This window comes from Variovorax sp. 770b2, assembly GCF_900115685.1.
Classification (GTDB): Bacteria; Pseudomonadota; Gammaproteobacteria; order Burkholderiales; family Burkholderiaceae_C; genus Variovorax.
Genome location: NZ_FOXJ01000008.1, coordinates 168,280 through 181,497 on the forward strand (window position 1 = coordinate 168,280; position 13,218 = coordinate 181,497).

The 13,218-nt window shown below is 67.6% G+C and carries 16 protein-coding genes; 6 read left to right on the forward strand and 10 right to left on the reverse strand.

Features of this window, described 5'->3' with window-relative positions; all coding sequences use genetic code 11:
• The first annotated feature begins 54 nt into the window (after positions 1 to 54).
• Together BM133_RS30210 and BM133_RS30215 are read left to right on the forward strand one after the other, a co-directional pair.
• Complete coding sequence (locus BM133_RS30210; protein WP_093442428.1) at positions 55 to 837, forward strand: SDR family NAD(P)-dependent oxidoreductase; 783 nt, start codon at positions 55 to 57, stop codon at positions 835 to 837.
• Between the two features lie 33 nt (positions 838 to 870).
• Positions 871 to 2,049 (forward strand): acetyl-CoA C-acetyltransferase, encoded by a 1,179-nt coding sequence (locus BM133_RS30215; protein WP_093442431.1) that lies wholly within the window; start codon positions 871 to 873, stop codon positions 2,047 to 2,049.
• Positions 2,050 to 2,071: 22 nt separating this feature from the next.
• Here BM133_RS30215 and BM133_RS30220 read toward each other — a convergent pair whose 3' ends face one another.
• Together BM133_RS30220 and BM133_RS30225 are read right to left on the reverse strand one after the other, a co-directional pair.
• A complete protein-coding gene (locus BM133_RS30220) occupies positions 2,072 to 2,449 on the reverse strand; it encodes a hypothetical protein (protein ID WP_143100237.1) in 378 nt (125 codons plus the stop codon).
• 17 nt (positions 2,450 to 2,466) lie between these two features.
• Positions 2,467 to 3,372, reverse strand: coding sequence for an AraC family transcriptional regulator (locus BM133_RS30225; protein ID WP_093442436.1), 906 nt, complete (start codon positions 3,370 to 3,372; stop codon positions 2,467 to 2,469).
• A 150-nt stretch (positions 3,373 to 3,522) separates the two neighbouring features.
• Between BM133_RS30225 and BM133_RS30230 the strand changes: the two genes are divergently transcribed.
• Positions 3,523 to 4,266 (forward strand): SDR family NAD(P)-dependent oxidoreductase, encoded by a 744-nt coding sequence (locus BM133_RS30230; RefSeq protein WP_093442438.1) that lies wholly within the window; start codon positions 3,523 to 3,525, stop codon positions 4,264 to 4,266.
• A gap of 17 nt (positions 4,267 to 4,283) precedes the next feature.
• Positions 4,284 to 4,685 carry a VOC family protein gene (locus tag BM133_RS30235; protein WP_093442440.1) on the forward strand — a complete coding sequence of 134 codons (402 nt, stop codon included), beginning with the start codon at positions 4,284 to 4,286 and terminating at the stop codon, positions 4,683 to 4,685.
• 28 nt (positions 4,686 to 4,713) lie between these two features.
• Here BM133_RS30235 and BM133_RS30240 read toward each other — a convergent pair whose 3' ends face one another.
• The 5 genes from BM133_RS30240 to BM133_RS30260 form a co-directional block, all read right to left on the reverse strand.
• Positions 4,714 to 5,196 (reverse strand): hypothetical protein, encoded by a 483-nt coding sequence (locus tag BM133_RS30240; protein ID WP_093442442.1) that lies wholly within the window; start codon positions 5,194 to 5,196, stop codon positions 4,714 to 4,716.
• A gap of 396 nt (positions 5,197 to 5,592) precedes the next feature.
• On the reverse strand, positions 5,593 to 6,468 hold the full coding sequence (locus BM133_RS30245) for a DMT family transporter (protein WP_093442445.1): 876 nt from the start codon (positions 6,466 to 6,468) through the stop codon (positions 5,593 to 5,595).
• Between the two features lie 35 nt (positions 6,469 to 6,503).
• Complete coding sequence (locus BM133_RS30250) at positions 6,504 to 7,280, reverse strand: helix-turn-helix domain-containing protein (RefSeq protein ID WP_093442447.1); 777 nt, start codon at positions 7,278 to 7,280, stop codon at positions 6,504 to 6,506.
• Positions 7,281 to 7,310: 30 nt separating this feature from the next.
• Complete coding sequence (locus BM133_RS30255) at positions 7,311 to 8,105, reverse strand: phosphodiesterase (RefSeq protein WP_093442450.1); 795 nt, start codon at positions 8,103 to 8,105, stop codon at positions 7,311 to 7,313.
• A gap of 64 nt (positions 8,106 to 8,169) precedes the next feature.
• On the reverse strand, positions 8,170 to 8,841 hold the full coding sequence (locus tag BM133_RS30260) for a nitroreductase (protein WP_093442452.1): 672 nt from the start codon (positions 8,839 to 8,841) through the stop codon (positions 8,170 to 8,172).
• Positions 8,842 to 9,018: 177 nt separating this feature from the next.
• On the opposite strand from BM133_RS30260, the gene BM133_RS30265 reads away from it, so the two are divergent.
• Positions 9,019 to 10,659: a 3-(methylthio)propionyl-CoA ligase gene (locus BM133_RS30265; protein WP_093442455.1), complete on the forward strand. Its 1,641-nt coding sequence runs from the start codon at positions 9,019 to 9,021 to the stop codon at positions 10,657 to 10,659.
• A 262-nt stretch (positions 10,660 to 10,921) separates the two neighbouring features.
• On the opposite strand, the gene BM133_RS30270 is transcribed toward BM133_RS30265, so the two are convergent.
• From BM133_RS30270 to BM133_RS30280, 3 genes are all read right to left on the reverse strand, one after another.
• Positions 10,922 to 11,404 carry a copper chaperone PCu(A)C gene (locus BM133_RS30270; RefSeq protein WP_093442458.1) on the reverse strand — a complete coding sequence of 161 codons (483 nt, stop codon included), beginning with the start codon at positions 11,402 to 11,404 and terminating at the stop codon, positions 10,922 to 10,924.
• Positions 11,405 to 11,462: 58 nt separating this feature from the next.
• Entirely contained in the window at positions 11,463 to 12,083 is a 621-nt protein-coding gene (locus BM133_RS30275; protein WP_093442460.1) for an SCO family protein, read from the reverse strand.
• A 110-nt stretch (positions 12,084 to 12,193) separates the two neighbouring features.
• A complete protein-coding gene (locus BM133_RS30280; RefSeq protein WP_371286365.1) occupies positions 12,194 to 12,595 on the reverse strand; it encodes a DUF2946 family protein in 402 nt (133 codons plus the stop codon).
• 83 nt (positions 12,596 to 12,678) lie between these two features.
• On the opposite strand from BM133_RS30280, the gene BM133_RS30285 reads away from it, so the two are divergent.
• Complete coding sequence (locus BM133_RS30285; protein WP_177224986.1) at positions 12,679 to 13,110, forward strand: GNAT family N-acetyltransferase; 432 nt, start codon at positions 12,679 to 12,681, stop codon at positions 13,108 to 13,110.
• Positions 13,111 to 13,218 lie beyond the last annotated feature (108 nt).

Sequence of the window (13,218 nt, forward strand, 5' to 3'; positions counted from 1 at the left end):
GGCGATTCTGCGGCCTAAAGTGGCTTCAGACAATCAATCCGGGGACAAGCCAAGATGCAACTCGATGCCAGTATTTCCGCCGTCGTCACCGGCGGCGCCTCCGGCCTGGGGGCCGCCACCGCGCGCCGCCTGGCCAGCCACGGCGTGAAGGTCGCGCTGTTCGACCTCAACGCGGAGCAGGGCGAAGCGCTCGCCAGGGAACTGGGCGGCGTGTTCTGCAAGGTCGACGTCACCTCCGAGGAGCAGGTCGACGCCGCCTTCGCCAAGGCCCGCGCGGCGCACGGGCAGGAGCGGGTGCTGGTCAACTGCGCGGGCACCGGCAATGCGGTCAAGACCGCGAGCCGCGACAAGACGACAGGGGAGATCAAGCACTTTCCGCTCGCCAACTTCGACCGCATCATCCAGATCAACCTCGTGGGCACCTTCCGCTGCATCGCCAAGTCGGCGGCCGGCATGCTCGCGCTCGACATGCTGCAGGACGGCGAGCGCGGCGCCATCGTCAACACCGCCTCGGTGGCCGCGCAGGACGGGCAGATGGGGCAGGCGGCCTACACCGCGTCGAAGGCCGGCATCGTCGGCATGACGCTGCCCATTGCGCGCGACCTGATGAGCGAAGGCATCCGCGTGAACACGATCCTGCCGGGCATCTTCGACACGCCGCTTTTGCAGGGCGCACCGGACAACGTGAAGGCGGCGCTCGCGGCGTCGGTGCCGTTCCCCAAGCGCCTGGGCAATCCGGCGGAGTACGCGACGCTGGCCGAGCTGATGATCACCAACGGCTATTTCAACGGCGAGAGCGTGCGGCTGGACGGCGCCATCCGCATGGCGCCGCGGTAGGACAATCCCCCAAAAACCAACTGGAGACCCCGTATGCCCGAAGCCTATATCGTCGCCGCCGCCCGCACCGCAGGCGGCCGCCGCAACGGACGCCTGTCCGGCTGGCACCCTGCCGACCTCGCCGCGCAGGTGCTCAACGCGCTGGTCGAGCGCACCGACGTCGATCCCGCGCTGGTCGAGGACGTCATCATGGGCTGCGTCGGCCAGGTCGGCGAGCAGGCCTCGAACATCGCGCGCAACGCGGTGCTGGCCTCGCGGCTGCCCGAGTCGGTGCCGGCCACCTCGGTCGACCGGCAGTGCGGCTCGTCGCAGCAGGCGCTGCACTTCGCGGCGCAGGCCGTGATGTCGGGCAGCATGGACATCGTGATCGCCGCCGGCGTCGAGAGCATGACGCGCGTCCCCATGGGCACGCCGAACATCCTGCCGATGAAGAACGGCCTGGGCTTCTACGTGAGCCCGCTCATGCAGAAGCGCTACCCCGACATCCAGTTCAGCCAGTTCACCGGCGCCGAGATGATCGCGAAGAACTACGGCATCGAGAAAGCCGAACTCGATGCCTACGCGCTGCGCAGCCACCGCAACGCCATCGCGGCGACGAAAGCGGGCCTGTTCGATGCCGAGATCGTGCCCGTGGCCGCGCGCCTGAACGACGGCGCCGAGCCGGGTGACATGCACACCACCGACGAAGGCATCCGCTACGACGCCACGCTGGAGAGCATCGCGGGCGTGAAACTCATCGCCGAAGGCGGCCGCTGCAGCGCAGCGACCGCGAGCCAGATCTGCGACGGCGCGAGCGGCGTGATGGTGGTGAACGAGCGCGGGCTCAAGGCGCTGGGCGTGAAGCCGCTCGCGCGCATCCACCACATGAGCGTGATGGGGCACGACCCGGTGATCATGCTGGAGGCGCCGCTGCCCGCCACGCAGCGCGCCTTGAAGAAGGCCGGCATGAAGATCGAGGACATCGACCTGTACGAAGTCAACGAAGCCTTCGCGCCGGTGCCGCTGGCCTGGCTGCAGGCGTTGGGTGCGGACCCGGAGCGCCTGAACGTCAACGGCGGCGCGATCGCGCTGGGCCATCCGCTGGGCGCCTCGGGCACCAAGCTGATGACCACGCTGGTCCACGCGCTCGCGCAGCGCGGCAAGCGCTACGGGCTGCAGACGATGTGCGAAGGCGGCGGCATGGCGAACGTGACGATCATCGAGCGGCTCTGAGGGCGCGCGCGGGACTGCTCGATCAGCCCACGGACCAGTCGCAGCGCAGCTTGTGGCGGGCGCCGCGGTAGGTGAGGGCGCCTGTGCCTGCGGAGATCCACAGCGTGGCCTTCACCTCCGGCCGCTCCAGGCTCGCGCCGCTCGCGCGCATGAGCTTGCGTCGGTAATCGACGAACCTCTGCTGCAAGACGAATCGCTCGCCCGCGTGCTGCGAATCGTCGGTGCGCGCGATGACGAGCGCCGTCAATCGGCCGGTCGAAAGGCTGGACTGGATCTCCACCGTGTAGGCGGGGCCTTCGCACAGCATGCTGCCGGTCGCGAAGGCGGGCGAGGCGCACGACAGCCATGCGCCGGCGACCAGCAGAGCGCGTCGCAGCCGGGGGTGGGTCTTGTGGCTCACGGTCATCTTCTCGTGGTTCATCGAGCGGCCCTGGGACCGGGCGCGCGCGCATTGTCCAGAATCCGCGCCGCGTCCTGCGTCGGCGGCAGGCCGAACGCGCGGGTGTACTCGCGGCTGAACTGCGTCGGGCTCTGGTAGCCCACGTCGAGCGCGGCGCTCGTGACGTTCCTGCCGCCTGCGATGAGCAGCATGCGCGCCTGCAACAGGCGAATGCGTTTCTGGAACTGCAGCGGGCTCAGCGCGGTCACCGTCTTGAAGTGGCGGTGGAAGGCGGACGGGCTCATCGCCGCTTTCCGGGCCAGCGTGTCGATGCGCAACGGCTTGGCGAAGTCGCGCCGAATCCACTGGATGGCCAGACCGATGCGCGCGAGCGCGGTGTCGGGGTTCGCGATGTCGCGCAGCATCCAGCCGTGCGGACCTTGCAGCACCCTGTAGAGAATCTCGCGCTCGTAAGCCGGTGCCAGCGCGGGGATGTCGTCCGGCCGGGTCATGAGCCGCAGCATGCGGACCCAGGCATCCATCAATTCGCCCGACACGGCGGCCACGGAGAAGCCGGCCTGGTGTTCGGCTGCATCGGCAGGTTTGGGCAGGTCGATCAGCAACGCGGAAACCACGGCCGGATCGAGCGTGAGGCTGACGGCGAGATACGGCTCGCCGTCGGCCGATGGCCGTACCGTGCCTACTGCGGGCAAGTCGATGGACATCACGAAATAGGTCGCGGGGTCGTAGTGCAGCGTGCGGTCTCCCACCGTCATCGACTTGCTGCCCTGCAGGATGAGATTGACCATCGGGTCGTAGACTGCGGCCAGCTGGTGTTCTGGGATTGCGCCCTTGACCATGGCCACGCGCGGGATGCCGGTCTCGGTGCGCCGGTTGGCGGCGCTCGCCGCGAGCGCGCGCAGTTCGTTCAGCTGATCGTTCATTGCCCCGCATCTAACCGCAGTGCCGTGCATTGCACAAGCCATCGGACCGGCCATCGAGTAGGAATAGGCAGGCATGCGGCAAGAACGGGCATGCCGGATTCGAGGTCGATCGATATCGTCGATGCATACCTCAACACACGAAAGAAAGACATGAACGTCATCGTCATCACCGGCGGCAGCCGGGGCATCGGAGCCGCCACGGCAGTCGAATGCGCACGGCGCGGGATGGGCGTCATCCTCACGTACAAGAGCAATCCTGCGGCCGCCGATGCCGTGGTCCGCCGCATCGATGCCGCGGGCGGCAAGGCCGTAGCGCTGGCGCTCGACGTGGCCGATGCGGAAAGCTTCGGCGCGTTCAGGGGCACCGTGCAGCGCACGCTGGAAACAACGTGGGGCGCCACGACGCTGCAGGGCCTGGTCAACAACGCGGGCTACGGGCTCTACAACCCGATCGAGACCGTCACGCCCGCGGAGTTCGACGGCCTCATGAACGTCCACCTCAAGGGGCCGTTCTTTCTCACGCAGGCATTGCTGCCGCTGATGGCGGAGGGCGCGAGCATCGTGAACCTCACGAGCGCCACGACGCGCGTGGCCACCGCGGGCGTGGCACCTTACGCGGCGTTCAAGGGCGGGCTCGAAGTGCTGACGCGCTACATGGCCAAGGAGTTCGGCGAGCGGCGCATCCGCGCCAATGCCGTGTCTCCCGGCGCGATACGCACCGAGCTGGGCGGCGGATTGACCAGCGAGTTCGAGGCCCTGCTCGCATCGCAGACCGCGCTCGGCCGCGTCGGCGAGCCGGAGGAAGTGGGCCGGGTCATCGCCCACCTGCTGTCCGGCGAGAGCGGCTGGGTCAATGCGCAGTCGATCGAAGTCACGGGCGGCTACGCTGTCTGAACCCAAGGAGTGCCACGATGCTCGACCATGTCTTCCTGTCGGTGAGCGACCTGCGCCGCTCGATCGATTTCTACACCGCCGCCCTCATCCCGCTGGGCATCACGACGCGCCTGGACTACGACGGCAAGGACGGCCCGCCGCGCCACCCAGACCTCAAGGGCTTCGGCGCGAACGGACGCGTCTTCTTCTGGCTGCGCGAGGGCGTGGTGGAGGGGCGCTCTGCACATGTAGGTTTCGTGGCGGCGGGCACGCAAGAGGTCGATGCAGCCTACGCCGCCGCCATGGCGGCGGGTGCCACGGACAACGGCGCGCCGGGCGCACGGCTGCACTACGACCCGCGCTACTACGCGGCCAACGTGCTGGACCCGGACGGCTACAGCCTGGAGTTCGTCTACAAGAGCTGGCAGCACCCGCAGTGATGCAGCCTCCGCGGGAGGCATTGCTTCATCAGGCCTGCCAGGCCTTCAGCGCGGCCCGCAGGCACTCCTCGAAGCCGCGCTCGACACGCGATGGATTGACCGACTCGATGCCCAGCGCCTCGTGCGTGACGCCGTGCTCGCCCGAGCGCTGGTCGTAGGAAGACACGTGGTGCACCTGCCGTGTCGCCGCGAAGGCGCGCAGCGTGAAGACCGACTCCCGCGAAGCCAGGTCCGCCAGCCTTGCACCGGCGACCGGCGAGAAGCGCACCGAGATGTAGGGCTTGTAGGGGCTGGCCAGGTCGTCGTCGACGATCGCATCGTGCCGCGAGGCGACGAGGTCCGCGACGAACGCCTCGAGCAGCGGCCTCGCGTTCGCCTCGACCAGGGCCTTGAACTCCGAAAGAAACGCGTCGCGCGCGACCTGCGTGTTGATGGCGGCGGCCGCCTTGCTGGCCGCGCGCGCGGCGACCTCGGCCTTGTGTTCTTCGATTGCTTTTTTGACCAGCGACATGGGGTGCTTCAGGTTCTGCGTTCGCGTTCGCCCGAGGCATCGAATGCTCGGTTCAGGGGATCGGGGATGGTGGGAGCCCAAGTGATTCCATTCGGAAAAATCGGGCGCGGCGACTGTAATGGGGCGACCGGGCCGGCCCCTGCGTAAAGGCAAAAAGTATCGTCTTGCGATACCGAAGGTAGCAGTCAGACGCGCGGTTCGAGGGGCTTGCGCGCAAGATGGATCGCGACGATGCCGAGCGACAGCCGCTCGAACGAGACGTCTGTGAACCCCATCTCCTGGAGCTCGGCGGCAAGTCCTTCGGGTGCGATGCCCGAGTGCTGGTGGTCCGCCGCAAAGGCGCGTTGGGCGCGGATCCTGCCGCGGGGTCATGTCTCGCCCGTGGGCCGACCGTCCTTACCTGATGCGCACCCCGCTCGCCAGCACGATCCCCGGCACGACCAGCATCAACGCCAGCACCACCGCCGCCGTGATGGGCTCGCCCATGAGGAAGGCCGCGCCGAGCGTGGTCAGTACCGGCACGGCGGCCGCAGACAGCGAGGCGCGCGCTGCGCCCAGGTGCGAGATGGCCACTGCGTAGACCACCAGGCCGAGCACGCCGGCGACCACGCCTTGCCCCGCGGCCTGCAGCGCCACATCCGGCCAGGGCGCGCCGAGCAGCCGCGGGATGCCGGTGAACCACAGCAGCGGCAGCAGCAGCAGCGTCGACCAGCCGTTGACGAAGGCGGCACCTTGCCATGGTGTCAGGCCGCAGTGTCCGAAGGCGAGCGAGTAGACGGCCCACAGCATCGCGGCCGCGAGAAAGAGCAGGTCGCCTTGCCAGCTCAGCGAGCCCGGCCGGAAGCTGCCGACCGCGAAGAGCGCCATGCCGAGGGCGATGCAGCAGAGTCCGGTCAACCGGAGGCCTTGCACCCTCTCTTTCTTGTGGATGCGCGCGCCGATGGCCGTGAAGAGCGGCAGGCTGCCGGCCATGAAGATGCCCATGTGGCTGGCCGGCGCCCACTGCGCGCCGGCGAGCACCAGCAACCCGAAGGGCAGTCCGCCGCCGATGACCAGCAGCACGAGCGCGATGCGCGGCGCCTTGGACAGGCCTCGAGGCTTGCCGAACAGCAGGGGGCAGAGCAGCACCGCCGGAATGCCGTAGCGCAGCAGCGCGATGTCCAGCGGGCCGAGCGTGGTGGTGACGCCATGGCGCGAGATGAGTTGCCATGCGCTGCCTACGAGCGCCGCGGCCAGTGCGGCGAAGAGGCCGATGGGAAGGTTGCGGTCCATCGCACGAGTCTCGCGACGGCCCGGCGCGAAAGCTATCAGATTCGTGCGCCCGGGCGCAGCGTGCGGCGGGCCTCGCCCAGCGTGACGCCGACTTCCTGTTTGAACACCGCACCCAGGTGGCTCTGGCTGCAATAGCCCAGATCGTGCGCGATGCCGGCGAGGTCGCGGTCGCCATCGACAAGGCGTTCGAGGGCTGCTGCCAGGCGCAGATGCTGGCGGTACTGGTGCAGGCTGAGGCCGGTCTGCTTCCTGAAGCTGCGCGCCATGTGGAACGGCGAGCGCGAGACTGCATCGGCGATTTCGTGCAGCGACAGGCCTGCATGCCGGTCGGCGGTTTCCGCCAGCAGTCGCCGCGCGCTGGCGACGGGGCCTGTCAGCGGCGCGAGTCGTCGCGCGACATGCAGTTCGTCGACCAGCGAAACGATGGACGATGCGTCCTCGCTGCCCGATAGCAACTGCTGCTGCGCGGCATGGACGCGATAGAGCGATCTCGGCGAGAGCAAACAGAAGGCCGGCTCCGGATGCCCGGAGACCCGTTGATGCCGGCTGACGACCACGCTGCGTCGCGTGGCCTGCGCGCCCGGCCGCAGCTGGTAGACCGCCGCATCGCCGGAGCTGACGGCGGTCAGTCCATCCACCTGCCAGGTGTTGGTGCCGAAGCGCAGATCCAGCATCGCGCGGCCGATCGGAAAGACGATGCGCTGCGACGCCATGACGTAGGGCGCACTCCATTCATGGCCGTGCGCATGGGAGCGAACGTGCGCCACCTCGAACTCGCGTCCGGTGTAGAGGAGGGTGCGTTCCTGGGGCATGGCGTGGGTGCGAAGTCGCGAGCGGCAGTGTCACGCAAACGGGTAGGGCCCGTCCAGCTTTCCGATATGGCTCACATGGCTCACCATGCCTTCTGCCTCGTCCCACAGATGCAGCATGCAACCCGGTCGCCCCAGGTAGGACGCGGGCGCCGCATCGGCCGCCAGCTGCAGCGCGATCTCGGTCGTGCTGCTCGGGCACGAACAGACGACGGTGCCCGCCCAGCGTTTGAGCATCGTGCGGTGCACGTGTCCGCAGAGCACGAGTTCGATGTTGCCGGCGCTTCGCACGATGGCTTCGAGCGGCGCGGTGTCGATGTACCGGTAGCTGTCCATGTACGGAATGCCGCTCGCGAAAGGCGGGTGGTGCAGCATCAGCAGCGTGGGCTTCCCGCGGTCGGCTTCGAGCGTGCGCTGCAGCCACGCGAGGCCCTCGGCGTCGACGTGTCCGTGATGGAGCCCGGGAACGCACGAGTCGAGCGCGACGATGCGCACCGGGTGCGCGTCGATGCAGTAGTGCAGCGCGCCCGTGGTGGGCAGGTAGGCGTGGTCCGCGAAGGCGGTGCGGAAATTCTCGCGATGGTCGTGGTTGCCGGGAATGACGAGGTAAGGAATCGAGAGCTTTGCGAGCAGACGGCGGGCTTGCGCGTATTCCTCGGGGCGGCCCTCATCGACGAGGTCGCCGGTCAGCAGCACCAGGTCGGGTCGCCGGTCGAGCGCGTGCAGGTGCGCGATGGCCTCTTCGAGCATCCGGTTCGAATCGACCACGCCCTGGTACAGCTGGCCGGCGGGGCGGACATGGGGGTCGGAGATCTGGGCGATGAGCATGGGACGGAGTTTCGTGGTTTCTCCAACCAAGCAGGATTCGTTCCCCCTACCGATGTCTTGCCGATCAGATGCCGATGAATTCGGCCACCTCGCCCAGCGGTGCGCGCTCGGTGATCAGCGCATCGATCGCCTTGCTCCGGTCCGCATACCCGATGGCCATGCCCGTGAACAGCATCCGCTCGGGCGGCAGTTCGATGAACTGTCCGATGGTCTGCGGATAGATCGCCCAGCATTCCTGCGGGCAGCTGTCCAGGCCTTCGGCACGCAGCAGCAGCATCACGCTCTGCAGCACCATGCCCAGGTCGGACCACTGCGGCGGACCCATGCGGCGGTCCACCGTACAGAACAGCGCGAGCGGCGCGCCGAAGAACTGGTAGTTGCGCGCGAACCATGCGCGCCGCGCGGCCTTGTCCTCGCGCGGGATTCCCAGGCGCGCATACATCGCCTCGCCGACCGCGAAGCGGCGGTCGCGGTAGGGCGCGACGAGCTCGCGCGGGTAGATGTCGTACTCGCTGCCTTCGCCGGTCGGCGCTTCGTGCACGCGGGTGCGCATGAGTGCCTTGAGTTCATCGAGCCGCTCTCCGCCCACCACGTGCAGGTGCCAGGGCTGCAGGTTGCCGCCCGATGGCGCGCGCAATGCTTCCTGCAGCACGCGGCGGATGACGTCGGGCGCGACGGGGCGGTCGAGAAACTCGCGCACCGATCGGCGGCTCGCAACGGCTTCGTACACGTTCATGCTTTGGCTTTCATTCGGGAAGAGAGCGGGAATGGATTCATCTTGAATGAGGCCGATGCTAGGGACAACCCCGGGGTGCTCAATCGTCCGTTCCGACGATGTGGCGTGCAGGGGCTCCTGCCTACGATGCAGCCGGCCGCGGCATGAGATTTCCCCCGGCGCACAGGAGACAAGAACATGTTCGGATTGATGCAAGACCGCCCGCTGTTGATCTCTTCGCTGATCGACCATGCGGCCACCTTCCACCCGCGCGCCGAGATCGTCGGGCGCACGGTGGAGGGGCCTGTTCATCGCACCAACTACGGGGAGGTGCAGCGCCGCTCGAAGCAGGTGGCCAACGCGATGAAGGTGCTGGGCATCGAGCCGGGCGACCGTGTCGGCACGCTCGCATGGAACACGTACCGCCACCTCGCGCTGTACTACGGCGTCTCCGGCTCGGGTGCCGTGCTGCACACGGTGAACCCGCGGCTCTTTCCGGAGCAGATCGACTACATCGTCAACCATGCGGAAGACAAGGTGCTGTTCTTCGACACCACCTTCGCGCCGCTGGTCGAGAAGCTCGCGCCGCACCTGAAGACCGTGCGCGCCTTCATCGCGATGACCGACCGCGCGCACATGCCCGCCATCGACGTGCCCAACCTGCTGTGCTACGACGAACTGGTCGGTGCGCAGAGCGAGCACTTCACCTGGCCCGAGTTCGACGAGCGCACCGCCTCGTCGCTTTGCTACACCTCGGGCACCACGGGCAACCCCAAGGGCGTCTTGTATTCGCACCGCTCCACCGTGCTGCATTCGTTGATGGAGTGCGCGCCCGACACCTTCGGCGTCAACTCGCAGATGACGCTGCTGCTCGCGGTGCCGATGTTCCACGCCAACGCGTGGGGCATGCCGTATGCGGCGGCCATGACCGGCATGAAGCTGGTGATGCCCGGCCCGCACATGGACCCGCAGAGCCTGTACGAGCTGATGCGCGACGAGAAAGTCGGCTTCTCGCAGGCCGTGCCGACCATCTGGCTCATGCTGTTCCAGTACTTCGACGCGCACCCTGAGATCGACACGCACGCCATCGGCTTGAAGCGCATCGGCGTGGGCGGCGCGGCCACGCCGCGCGCCATGATCGAGCGCTTCGAGCGCGACTTCGACGCCGACTTCGTGCAGGGCTGGGGCATGACCGAGACCAGCCCCATCGGCGTGATCGGCAACCTGTTGCCCAAGCACCGCGCGCTATCGAAGCAGGAGCAGACCACGGTGAAGATGAAGCAGGGCCGGGGCGTCTGGGGCGTGGAGATCAAGATCGTCGGCGAGGACGGCCGGCGCCTCGCGCACGACGGCCAGGCCTTCGGCCACCTGCACGTGCGCGGGCCGTGGATCGCGAGCGGCTACTTCAAGGGCGAGGGCGGCAGCGTGCTCGATGCCGAAGGCTTCTTTCCGACGGGCGACGTCGCCACCATCGACGAAGACGGCTATGTGCAACTGGTCGACCGCGCGAAGGACGTCATCAAGTCGGGCGGCGAGTGGATCTCGTCCATCGACCTGGAGAACGCTGCGAGCGCGCACCCGGCCGTGGCGGAGGCCGCGGTCATCGGCATCGCGCATCCGAAGTGGCAGGAGCGGCCGCTGCTCATCGTGGTCAAGCGCGCAGACACGGAGGTCACGGGCGAGGAACTGCTCACTTTTCTTTCGACGCGCGTGGCGAAGTGGTGGCTGCCCGAGGACGTGGCTTTCGTCGACAGCCTGCCGCATACAGCCACCGGCAAGCTGCTGAAGACGAAGCTGCGGGAAATGTTCAAGGGATATGTCGCGGCGAAGTCAGTTTGATGACTTGTTCGATTTTTCTGTGGACAACTCTGTGGGTTGCCGGAGGAGGGCGGGCTTCAAAGCGAGCATTGACGGGGCTTCCCACCACGTTGCCTGTTGAATGAGCAGCCCTCCGGCCGGCAGGGAAACCGTGCGACGCAAACTGGTGCGTCCGCGGCCGGCATAGGGGGAAATCCTCAGCAGATTTCCTGTGCGATGCGCGGCGGTCTTGGGTAACATCGCCGGCGCTTTTTTCGCGCACGGCGATCTTCATGCGTGCCGCTCAGTGCTTGTGCTCGCCGTGCTCGCCGTGCGCGGCGGGCTTGGCTGCTGCGTTGAGTGCGCGCACCGGCGCCTTCACCTCGACGGTTTCGCGCTTGCCGTCCTGGCCTTCGAACACCAGCGTGAGCGGTACCGTGTCGCCTTCCTTCACTTGCTGCTTGAGGTCCAGCAGCATCACGTGATAGCCGCCGGGCCTGAGCTCGACCGTCTTGCCCGCGGGCAGCGCGACCGAGGGCACCTGCCGCATGCGCATCACGCCGTCCTGCATGGCCATCTCGTGCACTTCGCCGACCGGCGTGACGGGCGAGCTGGCCGAGATGAGCTTGGTGTCCTTCGCGGCGCTGATCTGCATGAACGCGCCGGTGGCCTGCTGCTGCGGCACGGTCGCGCGGACCCACGCCTCCTTGACGGTGACCTGCGCGTGGGCGGTGGCCACGAGGAACGAAGCGGCGGAGAGGGCGAGGATGCGTGCGATGGGTGTCATGAGAGGAATCTCCTGGAATGAGTGGGATGGAATGGAATGAAATGAATTGGATCGAGGCTCAGGCGGTCGTCTCGAGAATCCTGCGCAGGTCTTCGGCGCACTCCGGCGCGCCCTGCTCGTGGCGCAGCACCAGCCGGATCTTTCCTTCCGGGTCGTACACATAGCTGAAGGCCGAATGGTCCATCGTGTACGAAGAACCGGTGGGCACTTTCTTGTAGTAGGCCTTGAAGGCCTTGGCCGTCTCGCTGGTCTTTTGCAGGTCGCCGTAGAGCCCGATGAAGCTCGGATCGAAGGCCTGCGTGTAGGCCTTCAGAACCACGGGCGTGTCGCGCTCCGGATCGACGGTGACGAAGATCACCTGCAGGCGCGCGCCGTCGGCGCCGAGCATGTGGCGGATCTCGGCGGCGCGCAGCAGCGCGGTGGGACAGACATCGGGGCATTGCGTGAAGCCGAAGAACAGCATCACGGCCTTGCCCTTGAAGTCGACCACGGTGCGTTCATGACCATCGGGGTCGGTGAGACGGAAATCCTGCGCGTAGTTGGCGCCGGTGATGTCGATGCCGTTGAAGCGCGCGGGCAGTGCCTTGTCGCAAGCGGCGAGCGACAGCGCGGCGAGGCCGCCGCCGGCGATGAGCAGATGCCGTCGTGAAAATTCTGGAGGTCGTCGTGTCGTGTGCATGAAAGCTCTCTCTGGCGCGCCCGCGCGAACGCGGACGCATGAATGGCTGGAATGCGCGATGCGGCAGCCGCCATCGAGGCGGCATCACATGCGCAGGAACCGGAGGCGAATCAGGAGAGCGAGGGCGGCCCGCGCGCCGGCGGTGGCGCTGCGGTGAGGGCGGCGATGTGCGAATGCGCGCGTGGCGCGGCCGCATGGACCGCAGGGGCGACCGAGGGCGGCGAGACGTCGCGCGTTGCGGGCGGTGCGCCGCCGAGCATGCACAGGGGGCAGTCGAGGTGGCCGGTGCCCAGTTCGTGCGCGCCGTCGTCGGTGTGCACGATGGCCTTGACCGAACCGCTGGCCGAGCAGACCAGTTCCATCGACACCGGATGCACCATCGGCGAGGCGATGGCCGCGCCAAGCGAGAGCGCGAACCACAGCAAGGCCCATCGGATCAGCGGCACGCCCGGACGCCGCAAGACCGCAGGGGCTGCGTGCCTGTTCGGTGGTGCGTGCAAGGGCGTGGGCATCGCCGGCGATTATCGGCGACGTGCGCGGCAGGGCATCTGCCTGCACTTCGCGAGGCATGAGGGCTTTGCTTATGCTCGCCGGCATGCATCAACTTCGAATCTCCACCGCGATCGAGGACCTGGACGTGGCGCTCATCCATCGCTTCCTGTCGGAAGAGTCGGCGTGGGCGCGGGAGATCCCGATCGAGACCGTGCGCACGTCCATCCGCAATTCGCTGAACTTCGGCGGCTTCCTCGGCGATTCGCAGGTGGCGTTCGCGAGGGTCGTCTCCGACCACGCGACGTTCGCCTACCTCGTCGATGTGTTCGTGCTGAAGGCGCATCGCGGCAACGGGTACAGCGCGGCGCTGGTCGCGGCGGTCATGGCCCACCCGCAGCTGCAGGGGCTGCGGCGCTTCATGCTGGCGACCGGCGACGCGCACGGGCTCTATGCGAAGTTCGGCTTCACGCCGCCGTCGCGGCCGCAGACGTTGATGGAGAAGTACGTGCCGGATGTCTACGCGCGCGTGCCCTGAACGTGGCAGAGCCTGAAGCAGCAGGGGCTGTAGCGCCTTCGTCACTCGCATCGCGGTAGGCCGCGCGCAAGAAGTTCGACGCCCCGCATCTCTGGTCAAGAATCCTGA

Excerpts from the sequence above, each read along its gene's own strand:
- BM133_RS30210 (WP_093442428.1), top strand. The coding sequence starts at position 55 with ATGCAACTCGATGCCAGTATTTCCGCCGTCGTCACCGGCGGCGCCTCC.
- BM133_RS30215 (WP_093442431.1), top strand. The coding sequence starts at position 871 with ATGCCCGAAGCCTATATCGTCGCCGCCGCCCGCACCGCAGGCGGCCGC.
- BM133_RS30225 (WP_093442436.1), bottom strand. The coding sequence starts at position 3,372 with ATGAACGATCAGCTGAACGAACTGCGCGCGCTCGCGGCGAGCGCCGCC.
- BM133_RS30230 (WP_093442438.1), top strand. The coding sequence starts at position 3,523 with ATGAACGTCATCGTCATCACCGGCGGCAGCCGGGGCATCGGAGCCGCC.
- BM133_RS30235 (WP_093442440.1), top strand. The coding sequence starts at position 4,284 with ATGCTCGACCATGTCTTCCTGTCGGTGAGCGACCTGCGCCGCTCGATC.
- BM133_RS30240 (WP_093442442.1), bottom strand. The coding sequence starts at position 5,196 with ATGTCGCTGGTCAAAAAAGCAATCGAAGAACACAAGGCCGAGGTCGCC.
- BM133_RS30245 (WP_093442445.1), bottom strand. The coding sequence starts at position 6,468 with ATGGACCGCAACCTTCCCATCGGCCTCTTCGCCGCACTGGCCGCGGCG.
- BM133_RS30250 (WP_093442447.1), bottom strand. The coding sequence starts at position 7,280 with ATGCCCCAGGAACGCACCCTCCTCTACACCGGACGCGAGTTCGAGGTG.
- BM133_RS30255 (WP_093442450.1), bottom strand. The coding sequence starts at position 8,105 with ATGCTCATCGCCCAGATCTCCGACCCCCATGTCCGCCCCGCCGGCCAG.
- BM133_RS30260 (WP_093442452.1), bottom strand. The coding sequence starts at position 8,841 with ATGAACGTGTACGAAGCCGTTGCGAGCCGCCGATCGGTGCGCGAGTTT.
- BM133_RS30265 (WP_093442455.1), top strand. The coding sequence starts at position 9,019 with ATGTTCGGATTGATGCAAGACCGCCCGCTGTTGATCTCTTCGCTGATC.
- BM133_RS30270 (WP_093442458.1), bottom strand. The coding sequence starts at position 11,404 with ATGACACCCATCGCACGCATCCTCGCCCTCTCCGCCGCTTCGTTCCTC.
- BM133_RS30275 (WP_093442460.1), bottom strand. The coding sequence starts at position 12,083 with ATGCACACGACACGACGACCTCCAGAATTTTCACGACGGCATCTGCTC.
- BM133_RS30280 (WP_371286365.1), bottom strand. The coding sequence starts at position 12,595 with ATGCCCACGCCCTTGCACGCACCACCGAACAGGCACGCAGCCCCTGCG.
- BM133_RS30285 (WP_177224986.1), top strand. The coding sequence starts at position 12,679 with ATGCATCAACTTCGAATCTCCACCGCGATCGAGGACCTGGACGTGGCG.